Source organism: Pseudoxanthomonas sp. LH2527, assembly GCF_022539275.1.
Taxonomy (GTDB): domain Bacteria; phylum Pseudomonadota; class Gammaproteobacteria; order Xanthomonadales; family Xanthomonadaceae; genus Pseudoxanthomonas_A.
Genome location: NZ_JAKZBW010000001.1, coordinates 187911 through 211977 on the forward strand (window position 1 = coordinate 187911; position 24067 = coordinate 211977).

Below are 24067 nucleotides of genomic sequence, written 5' to 3' on the forward strand. Positions count from 1 at the left end.
GGATCAATTCGCGCGTGGATCGTCGCCCTTGGCCTCGGGGGCGGCATCCGGGATTTCGGGAAGCATCTCCAGCGCGGCAGGCGTGGTGCGCAGCATCGGATGGAAGCGGGCGGAGTGGAGCAGCTCGCGCACCTTGAACAGGCGTCGCCCACCCGCCACCACCGCGAGCAGGCCGAGGGTGCTGGCGAAGAACAGCGGCAGTGCCTCCGCACCGAAGCGCTGCATCAGCGCGCCGGCGGCGGCAGGCCCGATCGCCGCGCCGATGCCGTTGAGCAGCAGCAGCGCACTGCAGCCGGCCAGCAACTGCTCGGCCGGCAGGCGGTCCAGCAGGTGCGCCACCGCCAGCGGATAAAGCGCGAACGCCAGCCCGCCGAACAGGAAGAACAGCAGCTGCGCCTGCGCATCGAAGCGAAGGACAAGCAACCCCGTCGCGGCGCCGGCAGCGGCGACCAGCGCCAGCGTGCTGCGGCGGTCGCCACGGTCGGACAGGCGCCCTATCGGCAACTGCAGCGCGGCACCGCCGACGATGGTGACGGCCATGAACACGCCAATGCCGGCACGATCCAGCCCCAGCGAGGCCGCATACACCGCACCCAAACCCCAGAAGGCCCCCAGTGCCAGGCCCGCCAGTACCGCGCCTGCCGCGGCACTCGGCGCCGCACGGCAGATCTCCAGCAGATGGATCTTCGGTGCCACGGTCAGTACCGGCGGAGAGAGTCGCGTTGCGCTGACGGGCAGGATGGCCAGCGCGAACAGGATGGCCACCACGCTGAACAGCACCGGGCTGCGCGGCGGCTGCAGGTCGAGCAACAACTGGCCCGCGGCCAGCGCCAGCAGCGACACCACCATGTACACCCCGAACACACGGCTGCGGTGCTCGGGCGCGGCCTGCGCGTTCAACCAGCTTTCGATCACCGTGCACAGCCCGACCAGCGCCATGCCGGTGAGCACGCGCAGCGCCATCCAGCCGGCGGGCTCCAGCCACAACGGGTAGACCAGCACCGCGGCCGCGGCGAGCGCGGCATGGAAGGCGAAGGCACGGATATGGCCGACGCGCCGGATCAGCGGCGGCGCGGTGAACGTTCCCAGGAAGAAGCCGACGAAGTAACCCGACATCACCAGACCGGTCGTGCGCTCACCCCATCCCTCGGCCTGGCTACGCATCGCCAGCAGTGTGCCCATCAGTCCGTTGCCGGCCAGCAGCAGGGCGACACTGGCGAGCAGGGCGGTGATCGGAAGCAGGATCTTCAGCACGACGTCGGGGCGGTACCTGGCGAATGACGTTGTGCATGGTAACAACCCGATGCTGAGCAGCCGGTTCACAGGCGTCCATGCCTTTGGTTGCGCGCGTGAGCCGCGATGCCATCGGGTATCCTGCGGCGATAGCGGCGATGGCATGCAAGGGGGGAGATTCCGATGACTGAGCGCAAGATTCCGGGCATCGATGATTACGAGGGCGCTGCCGGCGGCTGGGGTGCGCTTGCCGCGGTGGCGCGTGCGGTGAAAAGCCAGATGGCGGTCGGTCGCGAGACCTCGGCCCTGCGTCGCGTCAATCAGCCCGCCGGCTTCGATTGCCCGGGTTGCGCATGGCCCGATCCCCGGCACACCTCGTCGTTCGAGTTCTGCGAAAACGGCGCCAAGGCCGTGTCGTGGGAAGCGACCGGCAAGCGCGCCACGCCTGCCTTCTTCGCCGAGCACACATTGTCCGAACTGTGGGAGTGGAGCGACCACGCGCTGGAAGACGAAGGCCGGCTGACGCATCCGATGGCCTACGACGCCGAAGCAGACCGCTACCTGCCGATCAGCTGGGACGACGCGTTCAGCCGCATCGGCGACGCGCTGCGTGCGCTTCCGCATCCGGACATGGCCGAGTTCTACACCTCCGGCCGCACCTCGAACGAGGCCGCCTTCCTTTACCAGCTGATGGTGCGCGAGTACGGCACCAACAACTTCCCGGACTGCTCCAACATGTGCCACGAGGCGACCAGCGTGGGCCTGCCCGAGTCCATCGGCGTCGGCAAGGGCACGGTGACGCTGGACGATTTCGCCCACTGCGATCTGCTTTTCAGCTTCGGCCACAACCCCGGCACCAACCATCCGCGCATGCTGTCCACGCTGCGCGAGGTATCGAAGCGTGGCGTACCGATCGTCGCGGTGAATCCCCTGCGCGAACGCGGTCTCGAGCGCTTCACCTCGCCGCAACATCCCGCCGAGATGCTGACCAACACCGCCACGCCGATCGCGCAGACGTATTACCAGGTGAAGATCGGCGGCGACATTGCGCTGCTGAAGGGCATGATGAAGTGGCTGCTGGACGCCGATGCGGACGATCTCGCTGCTGGCGGGAAGGGCGTACTCGATCATGCCTTCATCGCCGAACACACCGAAGGCCTGGAGGCGTTGCGCGAGGATCTGGCGAATACGACGTGGGAGCAGATCGTCGAGCATGCCGGCCTGACGCGCGAGGATATCGCCGCCGCTGCTCAGCTCTACGCAAACGCCGAACGCGTGATCCTCTGCTACGGCATGGGCATGACCCAGCATCGCCGTGGCACGCAGAACGTCCAGCAGATGGCCAACCTGATGCTGCTGCGCGGGAACATCGGCAAGCCCGGTGCCGGCATCGCGCCGATCCGCGGGCACTCCAACGTGCAGGGCGACCGCACGGTCGGCATCACCGAAAAGCCCACGCAGGCGCTGGTCGATGCGATCAGACGGACCTACGGTTTCGAGTTTCCGCTCACCCACGGCCATGATGCGGTGGAAGCCGTGCGCGCGATCCGCGATGGCCGCTCGCGGGCGCTGGTGTGCATGGGCGGCAATCTGGCGGTCGCCATGCCCGACCCGGAAACGACCATCCCCGCGATGCGCACGCTCGACCTGGTCGTGCACATCGCCACCAAGTTGAACCGTTCGCACCTGATCCCGGCCAGGCAGGCCTTCCTGCTGCCGTGCCTGGGCCGCACCGAGCGCGACGTGCAGGCCAGCGGCCTGCAATCGGTGACGGTGGAGGATTCGATGTCGATGGTGCACGCCTCGCAGGGCGGACTGGCACCGGCCTCCGAGCACTTGCTGTCGGAACCGGCCATCGTCGCCGGCATCGCCAAGGCCACCTTGCCGCAGACGAAGGTGGACTGGGACGGACTGGTCGGCGACTACGACCGCATCCGCGACGACATCGAAGCGGTGTTCCCGATCTTCCGCGACTTCAACCGCCGCGTGCGCGAGCCCGGCGGCTTCCGCCTGTACATCGGCGCATCCGAGCGCGACTGGGGGCCGCGCGGCAAGGCCCGGTTCCTGGTCGCACCCGGACTGGGCGAGGATCCCGTCGGCGGCACACCCGAGCTGCTGACGTTGACCACGATCCGTTCGCACGACCAGTACAACACCACGATCTACGGCTTCGATGATCGCTATCGCGGCGTCAGCGGCCGGCGCGACGTGGTGTTCCTCAATCGCGACGACATGAAGGCGCGCGGCGTGGCGCACGGCGATCCGATCGAGATCGTGTCGCAGGCGGCAGGCGCGTCGCGCACGGTGTCGGGGTTCATCGCGGTCGAATACGACCTGCCGCGCGGATCGGCGGCGATGTACTACCCGGAAGGCAACCGGCTGGTGCCACTGGACAGCCACGACCCGCAATCCGGTACGCCGGCCTACAAGTCGATTCCGGTGACGATACGCACGCTGCGCGACCCGCATGTCGATGCCGGCTGATCGCATCGAGGGCTTGGCGCGGCGCGAGGTGGTCGACGTCACCGACGGCGTGTCGACCATGCGCGAGGACCGGTTGGCCGAAGAAGTGCCGCTGGCGATCCACTGCAACGGCGAACCGCTGGCGGTGATGATGGTGTCGCCGTGCGACCTGGAGGATTTCGGCCAGGGCTTCGCGCTGACCGAGCTCGGCATCGCGGCGGATGAGCTGGTTGCGGTGGAGACGCAATCGCTGCTGGAAGGCATCCGGCTCGATCTGCGCACCCGCCATTCCGTGGCTCCGCGCGGCGCGCAACAACAACGCTGGCTGCCGGGGCGCAGTGGCTGCGGCATCTGCGGTCAGCGTCATCTCGAAGATGTGGTCAGGACGTTGGAGAACGTGCCGCGGGGCAGGGTCGTCGATCCATCCGCACTGCAGGTCGCGCTGGTCGGGATCGAGCAGCGGCAACCCCTGAATGCCGCCACCGGCGCCATCCACGCCGCCGCATGGGCGCAGGCGGACGGTACCTTTGTGCTGGTGCGGGAAGACGTCGGTCGCCACAACGCGCTCGACAAGCTGATCGGAGCGATGCAGCGGTGCGGCATCGACGCCGGATCAGGATTCGCCCTGGTCACCAGCCGGGCGAGTTACGAGATGGTGGCGAAAGCGGCAATGGCTGGCATTCCACTGCTGGCGGCGATGTCGGCGCCGACCGCCCTGGCGGTGGATCTCGCGAACGGATGCGGCATGACCCTGGCCGGCTTCGTGCGCACGCAACGCCAGGTGGTCTACAGCCATGCGTGGCGCTTGGCGGCCTCCTGAGCATCCGGCTGCCGGGCTAGTCGCCGCGGCTTGCCGCCCATGATTGCGCAACTGGTGCGCTCATCGCTTGTCCGGCGTCCCTGCCGGGCGGATTCCTTTCAGGCGCCGGTCCTGTCGGCGACCGAGTCGCGCGCCACCAACTGGTGCGGCACCACATGGTTGACGATCACGCGCGGGGACGGCGCGGTGCGCCGGATCTCGCGCAACAGGATGTCGATGGCGGCGTCGGCCATGGCGGCGACCGGCTGGTGGATGGTGGTCAGTTCCGGCCACACCATCGTCGCCGCCGAGGTGTCATCGAAACCGACCACGGAGAGATCGCGCGGCACGTCGAGGCCGCGACGATGGGCCACCGACACCACTGCCGAGGCCATGTCGTCGTTGCTGGCGAAGATCGCGCTGGGAGGGCGGCGCAGCGCGAGCAGCTTCTCCGCCGCGTCCAGGCCGGACCGGTAGGTGAAGTAGCCCGGCTGGACCAGTTTGTCGTCGTAGGCGATGCCGGCCTCGGCCAGCGCGTCGCGGTAGCCCTGCCAGCGGTGCGCGCTGGCCGTCTGGTTGGGGTCGCCCTTGATGTAGCCGATGCGCGAGTGACCACGTGCGATCAGGTACGAGACCATGTCATGGCTCGCGCGATGGTCGTCGATGCGCACGCAGGAGATGGTGTCGCTGAAGTGGCCGGACGCGATGGACACGACGGGCACGCCGGCATGCCGGAACTCCGACACGATCGCCTTCGATTCGCAGAGCGGGGGCGGGAGGATGACGCCGGCCACGCTGGTGGCCAGCTGCCGGGCTGCGGCGCGGCGGCCGTCGGCGTCCAGGCCATCCCAGGTGGCGATCGCCAGTTGTGCCGCCGCCCGCGCCGAGCCACGTAGTGCACCGACCAGCAGCTCGCGCAGGTAGCTGGAGCTGGGATTGGTGTAGATCAACGCGATGCAGGTGTGCTGCGCTGCCGCGAGCGAACTGGCGGCCAGATTGGGGCGATAACCCAGTTCGCGCACGCTGCGCATGACGCGCTCGCGGTTGCCATCGCGCACACCGGCATGGCCGTTGACCACGCGGGAGACCGTCATCGGCGACACGCCGGCGTGCGCCGCCACCTCGTCGATGGTGACGGCGCCGCCCTTCCTGCGCACTGCTTTGTTGGTCTTCTTCACGCAATTACTTCCGTTGGCTTCTGTGTTGACGGGCTGGCGAAATCGGCATTACTTGCGCATGGACCGCGATGGAAGCGGGTTTCCACGCGGCCTTGATGCTTATTCCGGCGTGGCGGCATGCGGCCACGAGCGCTTTGTTGCGCTGCATGGTGACAAGCACGAACACGCGTGATTAGTCTGCGCTCCAACGCGATGGTAGCGCTACCACTCGATCACCACCCAACGGGATCAGCGGTTGCCTGTCCATCGCGCGAACGTCGTCTTACCACGCTTGAATCCGGAATGCGGAGCAGGGGCCTTCGGGAGCCCACCTCCGCCCTCCGGCCTGGAAGACGGGCACTGCCCGTGGGCGCCCCCGGGAGGGGCGGTACATCACATAGACCGTAGCGAGAGGGGAGATCCATGAACGCGTGCAGTTTCCGTACCACTCCAGACCTGAGGGCACGTCAATGAGCCGTAAGCTGGCGAAATTCAAATCGAGGGCCATGTTCACCTTCGTCGGGGGCGTGCTGGTCATCAACCCTGCTTTCGGACAGGACGCGCCCGCACCGGCGCCGGCCGCGCAGGAACAGACGCAGTCCCAGCAAGCCACCGATCTGGACACGGTCGTGGTGACGGGCATCCGCAACAGCCTCAGCCAGGCGATGGACATCAAGCGGGACTCGGCCGGCGTGGTCGACGCGATCAGTGCCGAGGACATCGGCAAGTTTCCTGACACCAACCTGGCCGAGTCGTTGCAGCGCATCACCGGCATCTCGATCGAGCGCCGCGACGGCGAAGGCGCGCAGGTCACCGCCCGCGGCTTCGGCCCGCAGTTCAACATGGTCACCCTCAACGGTCGCCAGATGCCGGGTGCGGATGCGTTCGGTGCGTCCGGCCAGGTCGCCATCGGCGGCGTGGACGGCGGTACCCGCGCGTTCAACTTCGCCCAGCTCGCCGCCGAAGCCATCAACGGCATCGAGGTCTACAAGACGAGCCAGTCCCAGGTGCCCAGCGGCGGCATCGGCGCCACCATCAACATCCTGACCGCGCGCCCGTTCAACTACGACGGCTTCGTCGCCAACGCCGGTGCCAAGCTGGTCTCCGACCGCAGCCAGCCGTTCGAGAACGATCTGACGCCCGAGCTGTCCGGCATCTTCAGCTACAGCAACCCCGACAAGACCTTCGGTGTCAGCCTCAGCGCGAGCCAGCAGAAGCGCAAGGGCGGCTCGGTGCAGGCGACCGAGAACTACTGGAACGTGCAGCCGTGGACCGGGACGATGCCGGGCAATCCGACCGTGGTCAACGCGCCTGGCGTCGGCGACCTGTACGCGCGGCCGAACGACCTGCGTTATGCCTTCTCCGAGTTCGAGCGCGACCGCGTCAACGGCCAGGCCGTGGTGCAGTTCGCCCCGACCGACAGCCTGACCCTGACGCTGGACTACACCTACTCGACCAACGAGATCACCGAGAACCGCGGCGAGCAGGCGATGTGGTTGCAGAACAGCAACTACACCGATATCGAGTTCGACACCAGTGGTGCGGTGGCCACGCCGATCTACATCCGCGAAATCGCCGGTACCAAGGACTTCGGCCTCGAGCAGCAGCGCACCATGCAGAAGTACAAGCTGGGTTCGCTGGGCCTGAACGCGGTATGGGACGTCAACGACCGCTTGCGCCTCAGCTTCGATGCGCACAACTCGAAGAACGAGAGCCGGCCGAACGATCCGCTGACCGGTGGCGGCTCGATCTTCATGAGCATCGCGGGCACGAACAACTGCACCACCGGCCCGCATTGTGGCGGCACTTGGGTGCAGGAGCTGCAGTTCAACAATGGCTTGCCGTTCGGCACGCAGACCTGGTATCCGACCAATGCCGACGCGATCGCCGGTACCAACGGCGTGGTCAATCCGGGCTTCGTGGAAGGCGAGATCGGCTCGCAGGTGCTGCGCATCAACGCGCAGACCCAGGTCAGCGAGATCAAGCAGGGCCGCATCGACGGCGAATGGAACTTCGACAGCGGCCGCTTCCAGTTCGGTGTCGACAGCTCAAAGTCCTCGACGCACCGGCTGCAGGCCGCAGAAAACTATTCGACCCTGGGCGACTGGGGTGTGGGTAACGTGAACGGCGACGTCGCCGACGGCCTGATGGATCTGATCAAGCCGTACGACATAGCCGGATTGTTCAACGACTACAGCGTCGGCAGCAGCAATGGTGCATGGCGGGGCGACGCCGGTGAACTGGCGCAGTGGGCCGCCGACAACTATGGCGCCGGCATCGGCGTGAGTCCGCAGAACTCGGCCGACGACCGGGTGGAGGAAGACACCAAGTCCGCATACGTGCAGGTGGAGTTCGAGGGCGAACTGGGCGGCATGCGGACCAATACCCGCGTGGGCGTGCGTTACGAGACGACCAAGGTGGTATCGAGCTCGGTCATCGCCATTCCCGAGGCCATCGAGTGGTCGGCCAACAACGACTTCCGCATCGTGCTTTCCGATGAGAAGCAGCCTTTCAGCGAAAGGGCCAGCTACAGCTACGTGCTGCCCAACCTGGATTTCAGCATCGACTTCACTGACGAGCTGAAGGGCCGTGCTTCGTTCGGCAAGAGCATCGCACGCGCACCGTACGGCAATCTCTATGCCGGCCCCGGTACTGCCCAGCAGCCGTTCGGCTCGGTGCTGCTCGATCCCTCGGTTCGCGCCAGCGGCAACGATCAGAATCCGATGCTGAAGCCGCTGGAATCGGACAATCTGGATCTGGCGCTGGAATGGTACTTCGCGGACGCGAGCTACCTGTCGGTGACGTACTGGAACAAGTCGGTCGCCAACTTCATCGGCAACGGCGTGAACCAGCAATCGCTGTACGGCCTGACCGACCCGACGTCCGGCCCGGATGCCCAGGCGGCACTGGCCTTCCTGCAGAGCGCCGCCTGTGCCGTCCAGGTGGGCCCGGCCAATGCGGCCGCCTGCTCAGGCAACGACACCTCGCTGTTCACCGCGCTGGCGCTGTTGCGTAACGATCCTGCCGGATTGGCTGCGTTCGACGGCACCGGAGCACAAGCGCTGGCGACGGAAGCGGCCTACAACCTGGTGGGCGAAGCCGACGATCCGTTGTACCTGTTCAACGTCAACCGTCCGGTCAACCAGAACCAGGCGAAGTTGAGCGGCTGGGAGATCGGCGGGCAGTACTTCTTCGGCGACAGCGGTTTCGGCATCCTGGCCAACTACACCGTCGTCAACGGCGATGTGGGCTACAACAACGCCGGCGATCCGGGCATCGACCAGTTCGCGCTCACCGGTCTCAGCGACACGGCCAACGCGATGTTCATGTTCGAGAAGTACGGTTGGTCGGTGCGCCTGGCGTGGAACTGGCGCGACGAGTACCTGATCCTCGCCAACCAGGGTGCCAGCCGCAATCCGTACTACGTGGAAGAGTACGAGCAGTGGGACCTGAGCGTGAACTACACGCTCAACGATCACTGGTCGTTTGGCCTGGAAGCGATCAATCTGACCGGCGAGGACGTGCGCTGGCACGCCCGTACCGATCAGATGATCGTCAAACTGGCCGACCAGAGCCCGCGCTACATGGTGGGGGTGCGCTACAAGTTCTGAGTTTGGCGACAGACGCCCTCTCCGGATGTCGCCAAGGGGGCCGCTGCGCAAGCAGCGGTCCTTTTTTCCAGGGGCGCCAGCGTGCTGGCGCGGTGGAGGCGGCCTGGCGGTAACATGGCGACGTACGCCTCATGATGGAGTTGGACATGACGATGGGCCGTTACGAACTTCTCAACAACATCGCGCACCGCGACCTGCGCGTCGCGACCGCCTTCGGTCCCGAATACGGCGACGACGTGGGCATGGTGCCGGCATTCCCCAGCGAGTTCGCCGAGCTGCAGCGCGAATACCCGATCTTCCTGCGCAAGGACGCCACGACCGGCGACTGGCAGTCCGTCGTGCTGCTGGGTTTCGAGCAGCGCGAGAACCTCTTCCTTCAGGACGGCCGCTGGAATGCCACCTACCTGCCGGGTGCGGTGGCCAAGGGTCCGTTCCTGATCGGCTTCCAGGAGCAGCGCATCGATGGCGAGCTCACTCAGGAAGCGGTGATGCACGTGGATCTGGATCATCCGCGCGTGAATACCGCGAGCGGCGAACCGGTGTTCCTGCCGCAGGGCGGTACCAGCCCCTATCTGGACCACATCGCAACGGTGCTGCGTGGCATCCGCGATGGCAGCGCCTACGGTACGGCGATGTTCGCCGCGCTCGACGCCAAGGGCCTGATACAGCCCGTCAACCTGGACGTGCAGGTCGACGAGCGTCACCGCGTGGTCGTCAACGGTCTGCACGGCATCGACCGCGAGCGGCTGGCCGCGCTGGACGGTCCGGCATTGCTGGAGCTCAACCGTGCCGGCTACCTGGAGGGTGCGTACCTGATGCTGGCATCGCTGCACAACATGCGCCGCCTGATGGCCGAGAAGCAGCGCCGCCTGCGCACGCAGGACGCCGCGCCTTCCGCCGGCAAGAACTGACCCATGGCGGACGGCAGCCCGATACGCACGCTGGAGGCCGTCGATGCCGACGCGCTGCCGTTGGATGCGTTGCTGGCCGACGGAGAACCGGTGGTACTGCGCGGCATCGCGCGCGACTGGGGCCTGGTACACGCGGGATCGCGCTCCACGCAGGAGGCCATGGCCTATCTCCGCGGCTTCGATGCGGGCGTGCCGATCCAGTACTCGTTCGGCGGCCCCGAGATAGAGGGGCGCCCGTTCTACAACGACGACTTCACCCGCTTGAATTTCGAGGTCCGGCGCGGCCTGCTGGCGCAGGTGCTGGACGAGATCACCGACCATCTGCAGGATGCCCGGCCGCCGACGTACTACATCGCCTCGCTGCTGATTGATCGGGCGCTGCCGGGCTTTTCGCAAGCCAATGATCTGGGCCTGGCCGCACGCGGAATCGAGGCGCCGCCCAGCATCTGGATCGGCAATCGCGTGGTGGCGTCCTGTCATTTCGATGCGCCGGACAACCTGGCGTGCTGCGCGGTGGGCAGGCGGCAGTTCACCCTGTTTCCGCCCGAGCAGATCGAGAATCTCTACCCGGGACCGTTCGAGCCCACGCCGGGCGGGCAGGTCGTCAGCGTGGTCGATTTCGACAGGCCCGACTTCGCGCGCTATCCGCGCTTCCGTACAGCGCTGGCGTCTGCACGGACGGCACTGCTCGAACCCGGCGATGCCCTCTTCATCCCCAGCATGTGGTGGCACCACGTGCGCAGCCTCGAGCCGTTCAACGTTCTGGTGAATTACTGGTGGCGCCGTTCACCTGCGTTCCTGTCCTCGCCGCTGCCCGCGCTGCATCACGCGCTGTGGACGCTGCGCGACCTGCCGGCGCACGAGAAGCAGGCGTGGGCGAAGATCTTCGAGTATTACGTATTCGGTCCGGGCGAGCGGGCGGGCGAGCACCTGCCCGAGCAGGCCCGCGACCTGCTGGGACCGATCGATGAAACGCAGGCGCGTCGCATCCGCGCCATGCTGCTGGCTCGACTCAACCGCTGACGGGAGCACTGCCTTGGACTCTCCAACGACACCCGAAGGACACATCCGCAAGGTCGTCATCGCCGGCGGTGGTACCGCGGGATGGCTGGCCGGCTGCGCGCTGGCGCACCAGTTCCGCGACCGGCTGGACATCACCCTGGTCGAATCCGAGCAGATCGGCACGGTCGGGGTGGGCGAATCCACCGTGCCGCCGATCCGCACCTTCCATCGTTTCCTGCAGATCGACGAGCAGGAATTCCTGCGTGCCGTCGCCGGTACGTTCAAGCTCTCGATCTCGTTCGAGAACTGGCGCCGTCCCGGCGAGCGCTACATCCATCCGTTCGGCATCACCGGGCAGGGCACATGGGCGGCGGCGTTCCATCATTTCTGGCTGGACAGCCTGCGACGCGGCATGACGTCGGAACTGGGCGACTTCTGCCTGGAAACCGTCGCCTCGCGCGGCGACTTGTTCTCGCTGCAGACCCAGCCGCAGGTGAACTACGCCTACCACTTCGATGCAGGGCTGTACGCGAAATTCCTGCGGCGCATCGCCGAGGGCCACGGTCTGCGGCGGGTGGAAGGGAAGATCCGCGAGGTCAGGCAACATGCGCATGACGGCGCGGTGCAATCGTTGGTGCTGGAAGACGGCCAGGTCATCGAAGGCGATCTGTTCATCGATTGCACGGGCTTCCGTGGACTGCTGATCGAACAGACGCTGCATACCGGCTACGAGGACTGGAATGAGTGGCTGCCCAGCGACCGCGCCGTCGCGGTGCAGACCGAATCGGTAGGACCACCCGTGCCGTACACCCGCGCCATCGCGCACGAGGCGGGCTGGCGCTGGCATATCCCGCTGCAGCACCGCGTGGGCTGCGGGCTGGTGTTCTCCAGCCGGCACATGTCCGATGACGAGGCGCGCGCCAAGCTGCTGCGCGATGTCGGTGCACCGGCCCTGCGTGATCCTTGGCTGGTGCCGTTCCGTACCGGACGCCGGTTGAAGGCGTGGAACAGGAACGTGGTGTCGCTGGGCCTGGCCAGCGGTTTCATCGAGCCGCTGGAATCGACCAGCATCCATCTGGCCATCAGCGCCGTGGTGCGGCTGATCCAGCTGTTTCCCTTCGACGGCATCGCCTCGTCACTGGTGGACCTGTACAACGATGTCAGCCGCGCGGAAATGGAGCACGTGCGGGATTTCATCATCCTCCACTACCACGCCACGCAGCGCGACGAGCCCATGTGGAAGGCCTGTCGCGAGATGGCGCTACCCGATTCGCTGGAGATACGGCTGCGCGCCTGGCGCGAGCGCGCACATGCCTGGCAGGATGCGGACGAGTTGTTCCGCGTCGATTCCTGGACCCACGTGCTGCTCGGCCAGGGCATCCAGCCGGGAAGCCCGCATCCGCTCGCGCGCGCCCTGGCGGACGATGATCTGCGCACGTTGCTGCAGTCGATCCGGCAACCCATCGAGCGCGCCGTCGCGCAGATGCCGTCGCAGCAGGCCTTCATCGAGCGCTACTGCAAGGCCGCGCCAGAGGTGTGGCCGTCCCCCCGCGCCGTGACCGCATAGCCGGGGCGGGGACACTGGCGCATGCTGATCTCGCCGCATCCGGAGATCCGGATCAGCCGACACGTCATTGGCCGCGAGCATGCGCCGCTGCTGGTCGTCGACAACGTGCTGGCCGATCCCGAGCGCATGCTGCGCAAGGCGGCGAGCCGGTCGTTCGAGAAGATGCCGGGCATGTTCCCCGGCATCCGGTCGCCGGCACCGCTGTCCTATCAGTCGTTCCTGGAAGCATTGTTGAATCCGCTGCTGCGCGAGACCTTCGATCTGGAACCGGGCCGCTTCGTGTTCCCGATGTGCCACTTCTCGCTGGTGACGCAGCCACCGGACACGCTGCATTTCCTGCAGCGGGTGCCGCACATCGATTCCGTCAGCGGGCAGGGTCTTGCCACGGTGCACTACCTGTTCCGTGGCCCATGGGGTGGCACGGATTTCTACCGGCATCGACGCAGCGGGTTCGAGTACGTCGACGAAAGCCGGCACGCGGCCTACTTCGAGTGCCTCGCGCAGGAGAGCCGCGAACAGGCCGCGCTAGCCAACGGATACATCGATGGCGATACGGCGCTGTACGAGCGCGTCGGCGATGTGGAGGGCGTGTTCAACCGGCTTGTGGTGTACCGGCGCAACTCGCTGCACTCGGGACGGATCGACAGCGGCAGGCCACTGCCGGCCGACCCGCAGCAGGGCCGGCTGTCGATCAATGCCTTCATCGATATCGCGCGGTGACCTGCACGCTCCGGCGTTGCCAGTGGGGCGGGTGTTGGGGTGGTGCAAGTCATTGTGGGGAAATGGTTTTTGCGGCGCAGCAGGCTTTTTCTGCGGCTGCTGGTTACAGTGCGGCATCGCGGCCGCCGAGCAACAGGGCGGTGCGCAGGAAGGGAGCGGATGGGCGGTTCCCTTTTTTTGAAAGCTGAAATGGTAGCGCTAACTTTTCGCGGGTCGGAGGCGGTGTTCGATGGATTTGGTCGCCGGGATTGATGCGGGCACGCAGAGCCTGAAGGTGGTGGTCTATGACCCCGCCGCGCGCGTGATCGTGGCCAGCGCCAGCGAGCCGTTGGCGCTGATGAGCGGGGACGATGGCCGTCGCGAGCAGCATCCGGCCGATTGGGTGGTGGCGATGCGGGTCTGCTTCGCGCGCCTGGAGCCTGCGGTGCGCGCGCGCATCGGCGCACTGGCGGTCTCCGGGCAGCAGCACGGCTTCGTGCCGGTGGACGCGGCCGGCGAGGTGCTGGCACCGGCCAAGCTGTGGTGCGACACCAGCACCACGGCCGAGTGCGAGCACATCATGGCCGCAGTGGGCGGTGCCACGCGCACCATCGCCCTGGCCGGCAATCCGATCCTGGCCGGGTACACGGCGTCCAAGCTGCCGTGGACGAAAACGCATCGACCGGACGTCTACGCGCGGCTGGCGACCATCCTGCTGCCGCACGACTACCTCAACTTCGTGCTCACCGGGCAGCGCTTCTGCGAGTACGGCGACGCGTCCGGCACCGGCTGGCTGGATGTGCGCACGCGCACCTGGTCGGCCGATCTGCTGCGGGCCACCGATCCGGACCGTGATCTTGCCGACTGCCTGCCGCCGATCGCCGCGCCCGATGCGCTGTTCGACATCGATCCCGCCACGGCGTCTCAGCTGGGCCTGCCCGCCACGGTCAAGGTCGCGGTCGGCGGCGGCGACAACATGATGGCGGCCATCGGCACCGGCTGCGTGGAAGAGGGCCGGCTAGCGATGAGCCTGGGCACCTCCGGCACGCTGTTCGCCTATTCCGACACGCCGGTAGTGGATCCGCAGGGCGCGTGGGCGGCCTTCTGTTCGTCCACCGGTGGCTGGCTGCCGCTGATCTGCACGATGAACTGCACCGTGGCGACCGAACAGGTGGCCAGCGCCTTCGGCTTCAGCTCGCGCGAGGGCGATGCCCATCTGCATGCCACGCCACCCGGTGCGGACGGGCTGGTGATGCTGCCGTTCCTCAATGGCGAACGCACGCCGGACCTGCCGCGGGGCAAGGGCGTGCTGGCCGGCATCGACACCACCAACATGACGCCGGCGCACGTCTACCGCGCCGCCATGGAGGGCGCCACCTACAGCCTGAAGTACGGTTACGACGCGTTCGTGCGTGCGGGCATGCGCTTCGAGCGCATCGTGCTGACCGGCGGCGGCAGCAACAGCGCGGCCTGGCGGCAACTGGTGGCCGACGTGTTCGGGCTGCCGGTCGACGTGCCCGCGCAGGCCGAGGGCGCCGCGCTGGGTGCGGCCCTGCAGGCGCTGTGGGCACGGGGCCGCGCGCAAGGGCAGGGCGCCTCCATCGCCGACATCACCCGCGAACACATCGCCATCGATCCCGCGCTGTCCGCCACGCCCGATCCCGCGCGTTCGCCGGCGTACGCAGCGGCTTACCAGCGCTTCCTCCACTACTTAGACGCCGTCTCGCCGCTGCAGCGCGGCTGACGTTTCCCCCCGACACATGCCTAACCACAGGACCCTCGCACCATGAGCACCCAGCCCTTCATCGGCGCCAAGGAATATTTCCCCGGCATCGGCCGCATCCCGTTCGAGGGCCGCGGCTCGGACAATCCCCTGGCCTTCAAGGTCTATGACGCGCAGAAGAAGATCGGTGGCAAGACCATGCAGGAGCACCTGCGTTTCGCGGTCTGCTACTGGCACACCTTCTGCAACGCCGGCCACGATCCGTTCGGCCCGGGCACGCGCCATTTCCCGTGGGAAGCCGGCTCGCCGATGGCGACGGCCGAAGCCAAGGTCGATGCGGCGTTCGAGTTCTTCACCAAGCTGGGCGTGCCGTACTGGTGCTTCCACGACATCGACCTGGCGCCGGATGCCGACGACATCGGCCAGTACGAGAAGAACCTCAAGCACATGGTGGCGCTGGCCAAGACGCGCCAGGATGCCACCGGCATGAAGCTGTTGTGGGGCACGGCCAACCTGTTTTCGCATCCGCGCTACATGAACGGTGCCTCCACCAATCCCGATTTCGCCGTGGTCGCGCGTGCCGCCGTGCAGGTGAAGGCGGCGCTCGACGCGACGGTGGAACTGGGGGGCGAGCACTACGTGTTCTGGGGCGGCCGCGAAGGCTACGCGTCGCTGGTCAACACACAGATGAAGCGCGAGGTGGAACACTTCGCCCGCTTCCTGACCATGGCGCGCGACTACGGCCGCAGCATCGGCTTGAAGGGCAACTTCCTGATCGAGCCCAAGCCGATGGAGCCGATGAAGCACCAGTACGACTTCGACAGCGCCACCGTGGCCGGCTTCCTGAAGGAACACGGGCTGGCGAAGGATTTCAAGCTCAACATCGAGGCCAACCACGCCACGCTGTCGGGCCATACCTTCGAGCACGACCTGCAGGTGGCGTCCGACCACGGCCTGCTGGGCAGCATCGACGCCAATCGCGGCAATGCGCAGAACGGCTGGGATACCGACCAGTTCCCGACCGACCTGTACGACACGGTCGGCGCGATGCTGGTGGTGCTGCGCCAGGGCGGGCTGGAAGGCGGCCTGAACTTCGACGCCAAGGTGCGTCGCGAATCGACGGATCTGGAAGACCTGTTTATCGCCCACATCGGCGGCATGGACGCGTTCGCGCGTGGTCTGGAAGTGGCGCACGCGTTGCTCACCGAGTCGCCGTGGGAACAGTGGCGCGCCGAGCGCTACGCCAGCTTCGACAGCGGCAAGGGCAAGGACTTCGAGAACGGCACGCTGGGGCTGGCCGATCTGGCGGCGCTGGCGGCCGGGCAGGGCGAACCGAAGCAGATCAGTGGCAAGCAGGAACGCTACGAGAACCTGCTCAACCAGTACCTGCTGCGCTGAACGCGCCGCGCATCGACACACCAGCATTGGGGAAGGGGAAGGCGATGAACCAGGCAATGACCGGGGGAGAGAACACCAGGCTGATCATCCTGATCAGCCTGGTGGCGACGATCGGCGGCTTTTTGTTCGGCTTCGACAGCGGGGTCATCAACGGCACCGTGGACGGGCTGAAGGTGGCCTTCGGGTCCGATGCGGCGGTGACCGGGTTCAACGTGGCGTCCATGCTGCTGGGCTGTGCGGTGGGCGCGTGGTTCGCGGGGACGCTGGCCGACCGCTACGGTCGGCGGACGATGTTGCTTTGGTCGGCGGTGTTCTTCCTCGTCTCCGCATGGGGCTCGGGCATCGCGACCTCGTCGGTCGAGTTCGTGGTGTACCGGATCATCGGCGGATTCGCGGTCGGCGCCGCCAGCGTCATGTCGCCCGCCTATATCAGCGAGGTTTCGCCGGCGCGGTACCGCGGGCGGCTGGCCACGGTGCAGCAGATCGCGATCATCTCGGGCCTGTTCGCGGCGTTCCTCAGCAACTATTTCTTGGCCAAGTTCGCCAGTTCCTCGCTGGCCCCGCTGTGGCTCGGGTATGAAGCGTGGCGCTGGATGTTCTGGGTGGAGATCCTGCCGGCGGCGCTGTTCCTGGGCGCGCTGCTGTTCATCCCCGAGAGTCCGCGCTACCTGGCCGCCAAGGGCAGGAAGGAGCAGGCGCTCGCCGTGTTGAAGCGGCTCTATGGCGACGCGACCGGGGTGCGCAAGCTGGCCGAGATCGATGCGTCGCTCGCGTCGGACCACCATGCGCCACGGCTGTCCGACCTGATCAGCAAGGCCACCGGCAAGGTGCGCCCCATCGTCTGGGTGGGCATCGGCCTGGCCACGTTCCAGCAGCTGGTCGGCATCAACGTGGTGTTCTATTACGGCGCGGTGTTGTGGCAGGCCGTGGGCTTCTCCGAAAACGACGCGCTGCTGATCAACGTCATCTCCGGCGCACTGAGCATCGGCGCCTGCGTCGTGTCGATGCTGCTGGTCGACCGCATCGGCCGCAAGCCGCTGCTGTGGACGGGGTCGGCCGGCATGGCCGTGACGCTGGGGCTGGTGGCCTTCGCGTTCTCCACCGGCACGCTGGATGCCGCCGGCAAGCTGCAGCTGTCCGACAACATGGGCGTGCTGGCGCTGGTGGCGGCCAACCTCTACGTGGTGTTCTTCAACCTGTCCTGGGGCCCGGTGATGTGGGTGATGCTGGGCGAGATGTTCCCCAACCAGATCCGCGGCTCGGGCCTGGCGGTGGCCGGGCTGGCGCAGTGGAGTGCGAACTTCCTGATCACCTGGACGTTCCCCATGCTGCTCACGGGGATCGGCCTGGCCGGCGCCTACGGCCTGTACACGCTGGCGGCTGCGATCTCGGTGCTCTTCGTGCTGAAGTATGTTCACGAGACCAAAGGTCGTGAACTGGAGCAGATGGAAGGATGAAGACGATGAACCTCCGCAAGATCCCGCGCGCCCGCGGCGGCCTGCTGCTGGCCGCCCTGGTGCTGGCCCTGGGCGCCTGCAAGGGCGACGACAAGGCGGCGGCGTCCGCTGCCGCGCCCGACACCAACCCGTGGCCGCAGGTCGCCTGGCCGTTGGCCGAGGACGCCGCGCTCGAAAAGCGCATCACCGACCTGATGGCCACCATGACGGTGGAGGAAAAGGTCGGCCAGCTGGTGCAGGGCGACATCGCCAGCATCACCCCGGAAGATCTGCGTAAATACCGTCTGGGCTCGATCCTGGCGGGCGGCAACTCCGATCCCGGCGGCCGCTACGACGCCACGCCGGCCGAGTGGCTGGCGCTGGCCGATGCCTTCTACGACGCCTCGATGGACACCTCGCAGGGCGGCAAGGCGATCCCGGTGATCTTCGGCATCGATGCCGTGCACGGGCAGAGCAACATCGTCGGCGCCACGCTGTTCCCGCACAACATCGGCCTGGGCGCGGCGCGCAACCCCGAACTGCTGCGCAGGATCGGAGAGATCACCGCCTTGGAAACGCGTACCACCGGCATGGAGTGGACCTTCGCGCCGACCGTGGCGGTGCCGCAGGACGATCGCTGGGGCCGCACCTACGAAGGCTATTCCGAATCGCCCGAGGTGGTGGCCAGCTACTCGGCGGCGGTGGTGGAAGGCCTGCAGGGCAAGGTCGGCACGCCTGCCTTCCTTGATGGTCGCCACGTGATCGCCTCGGTCAAGCACTTCCTCGGCGATGGCGGCACCACCAACGGCAAGGACCAGGGCGACACGAAGATCGGCGAAGCCGAGCTGGTGCGCATCCACGCCGCCGGCTACCCGCCGGCGATCGCCGCGGGCGCACAGACGGCGATGGCCTCGTTCAACAGCGTCAACGGCGAGAAGATGCACGGCCACAAGCCGTACCTGACCGATGCGCTGAAAGGGCGGATGAACTTCGGCGGCTTCGTCGTCGGCGACTGGAACGGCCATGGCCAGGTGAAGGGCTGCACGAATACCGATTGCCCGGCCACCATCAACGCCGGCCTCGACATGGCAATGGCCTCGGACAGCTGGAAGGGCTTCTACGAGAGCACGCTGGCGGCGGTGAAGGCCGGCACCATCACCCAGGAAAGGTTGGACGATGCGGTGCGCCGCATCCTGCGGGTGAAGTTCCGCCTGGGCCTGTTCGAGGCCGGCAAGCCCTCGTCGCGTGCCGTCGGTGGCCAGTTCGCCCTGCTCGGCTCGCCGGAGCATCGTGCGGTCGCACGGCAGGCGGTGCGCGAATCGCTGGTGCTGCTGAAGAACCAGGGCGGCGTGCTGCCGCTGTCGCCGAAGCAGCGCATCCTCGTTGCCGGCGACGGTGCGAACGATGTCGGCAAGCAGGCCGGTGGCTGGACGCTCAACTGGCAGGGCACCGGCACCACGCGCAAGGACTTCCCCAACGCCGACTCGATCTACGAAGGCATCGCGCAGCAGGCCAAGGCGGCCGGTGGCGAAGCGATCCTCGCCGTCGACGGCAAGTACGCGCAGAAGCCCGACGTGGCGGTGGTGGTGTTCGGCGAGAACCCGTATGCCGAATTCCAGGGCGACCTGCCGACGCTGCTGTACAAGCCGGGCGACGACACCGACCTGGCGCTGATCAAGCGCCTGAAGGCGGAAGGCATTCCGGTGGTGGCGGTGTTCCTCAGCGGCCGCCCGCTGTGGATGAATCGCGAGATCAATGCGTCCGATGCGTTCGTGGCGGCGTGGCTGCCGGGTTCGGAAGGTGCGGGCATCGCCGACGTGCTGCTGCGCAAGGTCGACGACAGCGTGCAGCACGACTTCAAGGGCAAGCTGAGTTTCAGCTGGCCGCGCACGGCCGTGCAGTACGCCAACAATGTGGGACAGGATGGTTACGACCCGCTGTTCGCGTTCGGCTACGGCCTGACCTACGCCGACAAGGGCGACCTGGCCGCGTTGCCGGAAGACTCGGGTGTGAACGGCGATGAAGGTGCACCGGGCGTGTTCTTCGCCCGCGGCGACACCGGCGCCGGCATCGCGATGCGACTGGAAACCGCCGACGGGCAGGGCGTGACCATCACCAAGGTGCCTGAAGCTTTGGAGGGCGACCTGTTGCGCGCCACCGGCGTGGATCATCTGGCGCAGGAAGACGCGCGTCGCTTCGCCTGGTCCGGCAAGGGCGAGGCGACCGTCGCGCTGCCGTCGCACACCGCGCTCGACCTTCAGCGCGAAAGCAATGGGGACGTGATGCTGCTGACCACGCTGCGCGTGGACGCGGCGCCGACCGGGGATGCCTGGCTGTCCGTCGGCTGCGGCGCCGGCTGCACCGCGCGGATCGCGATCGCGCCCACGCTGGCCACGCTGCCGGTCGGTCAGTGGAAGCGCGTCGGCGTGCCGCTGAAGTGCCTGGCCAAGGCCGGCGCCGATGTCGGCAAGCTGGATCGCCCCTGGGCCATCGGTACCGCGGGGACGATGACGGTCTCCGTGTCGCGCGTGGCGCTGGGTGCGTTGAACGAAGCCGAGGCCACCGTCGCATGCCCGGGCGCGTGAGTCCCGTGCCTCCGTTGTCGATGACGCCGCAGGCCGGCGTCATCGGGGCACCGGTGCGCTGCCTGCGTGACCCGGGTACGGGGGCCGCGTGAGCGCCCGCCGCGCGCTATCGCCGCTTGGGTGGCACCGCCACCGAATCGCGGACGACCAGCCGGTGCGGCACCACGTGGTCCATCAGCACGCGCGTGCTGTCGGTCCTGCGCTTGATGCCGCGCAGCAGGATGTCGATGGCCGCGTTGGCCATCGACGCGATCGGCTGGTGGATGGTGGTCAGTTCCGGCCAGACGGTGGTGGCGGCCGAGGTGTCGTCGAAGCCGACCACCGACAGGTCGCGCGGCACGTCCAGGCCGCGACGATGCGCCACCGAGATCGCTGCCGCGCCCATGTCGTCGTTGCTGGCGAAGATGGCGGTCGGTGGCTTGCGATGGGCCAGCAGTTTCTCGGCGGCCTTCAGGCCGGAGCGGTAGGTATAGTCGCCCTGCTGGACGAGGGCGGGCTCGACCTCCAGCCCGGCCTCGTGCAGGGCGGTGATGAAGCCATCGTAGCGCCGCGAACTGGCGCTCAGGTCGCTGCGTCCGCGGATGAAGCCGATCCGGCTGTGGCCCTGCTGGATGAGGTGTTCGGCCATTTCCCGGCCGGCGCGGAAATCGTCGATCCGCACGCACGAGATGTCGTCGCTGAAGCGTCCGGAAGCGATGGCGACCACCGGGATGCCGGCCTTGACGAGTTCGGTCACCGCCGCGCGCGATTCGCACAGCGGCGGCGGCAGGATCACGCCGTCGACGCGCCCGGCCAGCGCACGCGCGGCCTTGCGTTCGGATTCGGCATCCAGGTCGTCCCAGTAGTCGATCACCAGTTGCACGGCGGTGCGCGAGGCGACGCGCAGCAGGCCCACCAGCAGTTCGCGCAGATAGGCGCCGCTGGGATTGGTGTAGATCAACGCGATGCGCGTGTGCTGCGCGGCGGCCAGCGAACTGGCGGCGAGGTTGGGCGTGTAGTCGAGTTCCCGGACGGCGCGCATGACGCGCTCGCGGGTGGCGTCACGGACCTTGCCCTGGTTGTTGATCACCCGCGACACGGTCATCGGCGACACACCCGCCAGGGCGGCCACCTCATCGATCGTCACGCCGCTGCTCTTGCGGCGGATCGACTTCTTCGGCTTGTCCAATACGCGTTCCCTTCTTCCACGATGGCGGCGCCGCACGGCGATGGGCCGGCACGGAGCGGGTACCAGGGGGGATGATGGAACAGTTCGCGCCCGCCTGTCCCCTGGACATCCGAATGTTACCGCTAACCCTCGGGCGCGGCGACGGGCGGCGGGGCTGGCTGCTGGCGGTGTTCCTCTTCCTGCTCGGCTGCATGGGCAGCGTGCGTGCCGAGGATGGCTACGACCTGTGGCTGCGCTACGGACCGGTCGATTCCAGCCTGGCCGAGCAGTACCGCACGCGCCTGGGAGAGATGGTCGCGCCTGACCAGACCGCTACCCAGCGCGCCGCACGCGAAGAACTGATGCGTGGCCTTGGCGGCCTGCTGGGCAGTGCGCCGCGTCTGCAGGCCGAAGGGGCAGGGCAGCGGATGCTGATCCTGGGCACCCCGGATTCGTCGCGATGGGTCGCACCGTTCCGCCATGATCTGGACGTGTTGGGCGACGAGGGCTATCTGCTCCGGCAGGCCCATGTCGAAGGGCGCGACGTGCTGCTGGTGGCGGCACGCCAGGACATCGGCGTGCTCTACGGGGTCTTCCACCTGCTGCGCCTGCTGCAGACCGGAACATCGCTGGAAGGGCTTGACCTCCGCGAGTCGCCGGCGATGCGGCTACGCGTGCTCAATCACTGGGACAACCTGGACGGCTATGTCGAGCGCGGCTATGCCGGCGGCTCGCTGTGGGACTGGCACACGCTGCCGGACTGGCGCGATCCGCGCTATACCGACTACGCCCGCGCCAATGCATCGCTGGGCATCAACGGCACCGTCCTCAACAACGTCAACGCGAACGCGCTGAGCCTGTCGCCCGACTACCTGCGCAAGGCGGCGGCGCTGGCGGACGTGTTCCGCCCGTACGGCATCCGCGTGTACCTCAGTGCGCGTTTCAGCGCGCCCATCGAGATCGGCGGGCTGGCGACGGCGGATCCGCTCGATCCGGCCGTGCAGCGCTGGTGGCAGAAGAAGGCGGACGAAATATATGCGGTGATCCCGGATTTCGGCGGCTTCCTCGTCAAGGCCAATTCGGAAGGCCAGCCCGGTCCGCAGGACTACGGCCGCTCGCATGCCGATGGCGCCAATCTGCTGGCCGATGCACTGGCGCCGCATGGCGGCGTGGTGATGTGGCGCGCCTTCGTCTACGCCCACGATGTGCCGGAAGATCGCGCCAAGCAGGCCTACAACGAATTCGTCGTCCTCGACGGCGCGTTCCGCCGCAACGTGCTGCTGCAGGTGAAGAACGGCCCCATCGACTTCCAGCCACGCGAGCCGTTCCATCCGCTGTTCGGCGCCATGCCGAAAACGCCGCTGATGATGGAGTTCCAGATCACCAAGGAATACCTCGGATTCGCCACGCACCTCGTCTACCAGGGCCCGCTGTACGAGGAAGTCCTGCGCGCCGACACGCATGCACGCGGTCCGGGTTCCACCGTCGCGCGGGTGGTCGACGGCTCGCTGGACGGCCATAGGCTGACCGGCATCGCCGGCGTGGCCAACATCGGCGACGACCGCACCTGGAGCGGTTCGCACTTCGACCAGGCCAACTGGTACGTGTTCGGCCGGCTGGCGTGGAATCCGAGGCAATCCTCGCGCGCCATCGCCGCAGACTGGGTGGCGATGACGTTCGCGCGCGATCCCGGCGTGGTGCAGCCGGTCGTCGACATGATGATGGCTTCGCGCGAGGCGGCGGTGGACTACATGACGCCGCTGGGCCTGCACCACGTGATGGCGCGCGGGCACCACTACGGTCCCGGTCCCTGGGTGGACGGCGGGCCGCGTGCGGACTGGACCTCGGTGTACTACCACCGCGCCGATCGCGACGGCATCGGCTTCGACCGCACCACGCGCGGCAGCAATGCGGTGTCGCAGTACGCGCCTGCGGTGGCACGGGATGTCGGCGACGTGAAGCGCGTGCCGGAATCGCTGCTGCTGTGGTTCCACCATGTGCCGTGGGACCACCGCATGGCATCCGGGCGTCCGCTCTGGGACGAACTGGTGCATCGCTACACGCGCGGCGTGCGCCAGATCGAGGCGATGCAGGCCACGTGGGAGGGCCTGCGCGACAAGGTGGATGCGCCACGGCATGCGCACGTTGCCGCCTTCCTGCGCATCCAGCGCAACGAGGCGCAGTGGTGGCGTGATGCAAGCGTGGCCTACTTCCAGTCGCTCAACGGGCGCGCACTGCCAGCCGGGGAAGCGGCGCCGCCGCATTCGCTTTCGTATTACCGGTCCCTGCAGTTTCCGTTCGCACCGGGGGATGGGCGATGAGCCGTGCGGGTGTGA

Annotated in this window: 15 protein-coding genes; 12 read left to right on the forward strand and 3 right to left on the reverse strand. The window is 67.3% G+C overall.

Annotated elements, in window-relative coordinates:
* Positions 1 to 3: 3 nt before the first annotated feature.
* Positions 4 to 1242 carry an MFS transporter gene (locus MMG85_RS00850; RefSeq protein ID WP_241044289.1) on the reverse strand — a complete coding sequence of 413 codons (1239 nt, stop codon included), beginning with the start codon at positions 1240 to 1242 and terminating at the stop codon, positions 4 to 6.
* 174 nt (positions 1243 to 1416) lie between these two features.
* Here MMG85_RS00850 and MMG85_RS00855 point away from each other — a divergent pair, with 174 nt between their 5' ends.
* Both MMG85_RS00855 and fdhD read left to right on the forward strand, forming a co-directional pair.
* A complete protein-coding gene (locus MMG85_RS00855) occupies positions 1417 to 3717 on the forward strand; it encodes an FdhF/YdeP family oxidoreductase (protein WP_241044136.1) in 2301 nt (766 codons plus the stop codon).
* Positions 3701 to 4516 carry a formate dehydrogenase accessory sulfurtransferase FdhD gene (fdhD, locus tag MMG85_RS00860; RefSeq protein ID WP_241044137.1) on the forward strand — a complete coding sequence of 272 codons (816 nt, stop codon included), beginning with the start codon at positions 3701 to 3703 and terminating at the stop codon, positions 4514 to 4516. The genes MMG85_RS00855 and fdhD overlap by 17 nt, the downstream gene beginning before the upstream one ends.
* Positions 4517 to 4614: 98 nt before the next feature.
* On the opposite strand, the gene MMG85_RS00865 is transcribed toward fdhD, so the two are convergent.
* Positions 4615 to 5673 (reverse strand): LacI family DNA-binding transcriptional regulator, encoded by a 1059-nt coding sequence (locus MMG85_RS00865; RefSeq protein ID WP_241044138.1) that lies wholly within the window; start codon positions 5671 to 5673, stop codon positions 4615 to 4617.
* Positions 5674 to 6122: 449 nt separating this feature from the next.
* On the opposite strand from MMG85_RS00865, the gene MMG85_RS00870 reads away from it, so the two are divergent.
* The 9 genes from MMG85_RS00870 to MMG85_RS00910 all read left to right on the forward strand — a co-directional run bounded on the left by MMG85_RS00870 (position 6123) and on the right by MMG85_RS00910 (position 20584).
* A complete protein-coding gene (locus MMG85_RS00870; protein WP_241044139.1) occupies positions 6123 to 9263 on the forward strand; it encodes a TonB-dependent receptor in 3141 nt (1046 codons plus the stop codon).
* 152 nt (positions 9264 to 9415) lie between these two features.
* Positions 9416 to 10174, forward strand: a complete 759-nt coding sequence (locus MMG85_RS00875) for a SapC family protein (RefSeq protein WP_241044291.1) — start codon at positions 9416 to 9418, stop codon at positions 10172 to 10174.
* A gap of 3 nt (positions 10175 to 10177) precedes the next feature.
* Entirely contained in the window at positions 10178 to 11197 is a 1020-nt protein-coding gene (locus tag MMG85_RS00880; RefSeq protein ID WP_241044140.1) for a cupin-like domain-containing protein, read from the forward strand.
* A 13-nt stretch (positions 11198 to 11210) separates the two neighbouring features.
* Positions 11211 to 12743, forward strand: a complete 1533-nt coding sequence (locus MMG85_RS00885) for a tryptophan halogenase family protein (protein WP_241044142.1) — start codon at positions 11211 to 11213, stop codon at positions 12741 to 12743.
* Positions 12744 to 12764: 21 nt separating this feature from the next.
* Positions 12765 to 13463, forward strand: coding sequence for a DUF6445 family protein (locus tag MMG85_RS00890; RefSeq protein ID WP_055943229.1), 699 nt, complete (start codon positions 12765 to 12767; stop codon positions 13461 to 13463).
* Between the two features lie 229 nt (positions 13464 to 13692).
* Positions 13693 to 15186 (forward strand): xylulokinase, encoded by a 1494-nt coding sequence (xylB, locus tag MMG85_RS00895; RefSeq protein ID WP_241044143.1) that lies wholly within the window; start codon positions 13693 to 13695, stop codon positions 15184 to 15186.
* 42 nt (positions 15187 to 15228) lie between these two features.
* Complete coding sequence (gene xylA / locus MMG85_RS00900) at positions 15229 to 16563, forward strand: xylose isomerase (protein ID WP_241044145.1); 1335 nt, start codon at positions 15229 to 15231, stop codon at positions 16561 to 16563.
* Positions 16564 to 16607: 44 nt separating this feature from the next.
* Positions 16608 to 18020 (forward strand): sugar porter family MFS transporter, encoded by a 1413-nt coding sequence (locus tag MMG85_RS00905; protein ID WP_241044147.1) that lies wholly within the window; start codon positions 16608 to 16610, stop codon positions 18018 to 18020.
* On the forward strand, positions 18017 to 20584 hold the full coding sequence (locus tag MMG85_RS00910) for an exo 1,3/1,4-beta-D-glucan glucohydrolase (RefSeq protein ID WP_241044148.1): 2568 nt from the start codon (positions 18017 to 18019) through the stop codon (positions 20582 to 20584). Before MMG85_RS00905 ends, MMG85_RS00910 begins: the two co-directional genes overlap by 4 nt.
* A 106-nt stretch (positions 20585 to 20690) precedes the next feature.
* Here the strand turns inward: MMG85_RS00910 and MMG85_RS00915 are convergent, their stop codons facing one another.
* The gene (locus tag MMG85_RS00915) at positions 20691 to 21752 is read right to left on the reverse strand and encodes a LacI family DNA-binding transcriptional regulator (protein ID WP_241044150.1); all 1062 of its coding nucleotides are present in this window, start codon (positions 21750 to 21752) and stop codon (positions 20691 to 20693) included.
* Positions 21753 to 21943: 191 nt separating this feature from the next.
* Here MMG85_RS00915 and MMG85_RS00920 point away from each other — a divergent pair, with 191 nt between their 5' ends.
* Positions 21944 to 24052, forward strand: coding sequence for an alpha-glucuronidase family glycosyl hydrolase (locus MMG85_RS00920; protein WP_277399687.1), 2109 nt, complete (start codon positions 21944 to 21946; stop codon positions 24050 to 24052).
* Positions 24053 to 24067: the final 15 nt, after the last annotated feature.

Coding starts and splice junctions, on each gene's coding strand:
- MMG85_RS00855 (WP_241044136.1), top strand. CDS start 1,417: ATGACTGAGCGCAAGATTCCGGGCATCGATGATTACGAGGGCGCTGCC.
- fdhD (WP_241044137.1), top strand. CDS start 3,701: ATGTCGATGCCGGCTGATCGCATCGAGGGCTTGGCGCGGCGCGAGGTG.
- MMG85_RS00870 (WP_241044139.1), top strand. CDS start 6,123: ATGAGCCGTAAGCTGGCGAAATTCAAATCGAGGGCCATGTTCACCTTC.
- MMG85_RS00875 (WP_241044291.1), top strand. CDS start 9,416: ATGGGCCGTTACGAACTTCTCAACAACATCGCGCACCGCGACCTGCGC.
- MMG85_RS00880 (WP_241044140.1), top strand. CDS start 10,178: ATGGCGGACGGCAGCCCGATACGCACGCTGGAGGCCGTCGATGCCGAC.
- MMG85_RS00890 (WP_055943229.1), top strand. CDS start 12,765: ATGCTGATCTCGCCGCATCCGGAGATCCGGATCAGCCGACACGTCATT.
- xylB (WP_241044143.1), top strand. CDS start 13,693: ATGGATTTGGTCGCCGGGATTGATGCGGGCACGCAGAGCCTGAAGGTG.
- xylA (WP_241044145.1), top strand. CDS start 15,229: ATGAGCACCCAGCCCTTCATCGGCGCCAAGGAATATTTCCCCGGCATC.
- MMG85_RS00905 (WP_241044147.1), top strand. CDS start 16,608: ATGAACCAGGCAATGACCGGGGGAGAGAACACCAGGCTGATCATCCTG.
- MMG85_RS00910 (WP_241044148.1), top strand. CDS start 18,017: ATGAAGACGATGAACCTCCGCAAGATCCCGCGCGCCCGCGGCGGCCTG.
- MMG85_RS00920 (WP_277399687.1), top strand. CDS start 21,944: ATGGGCAGCGTGCGTGCCGAGGATGGCTACGACCTGTGGCTGCGCTAC.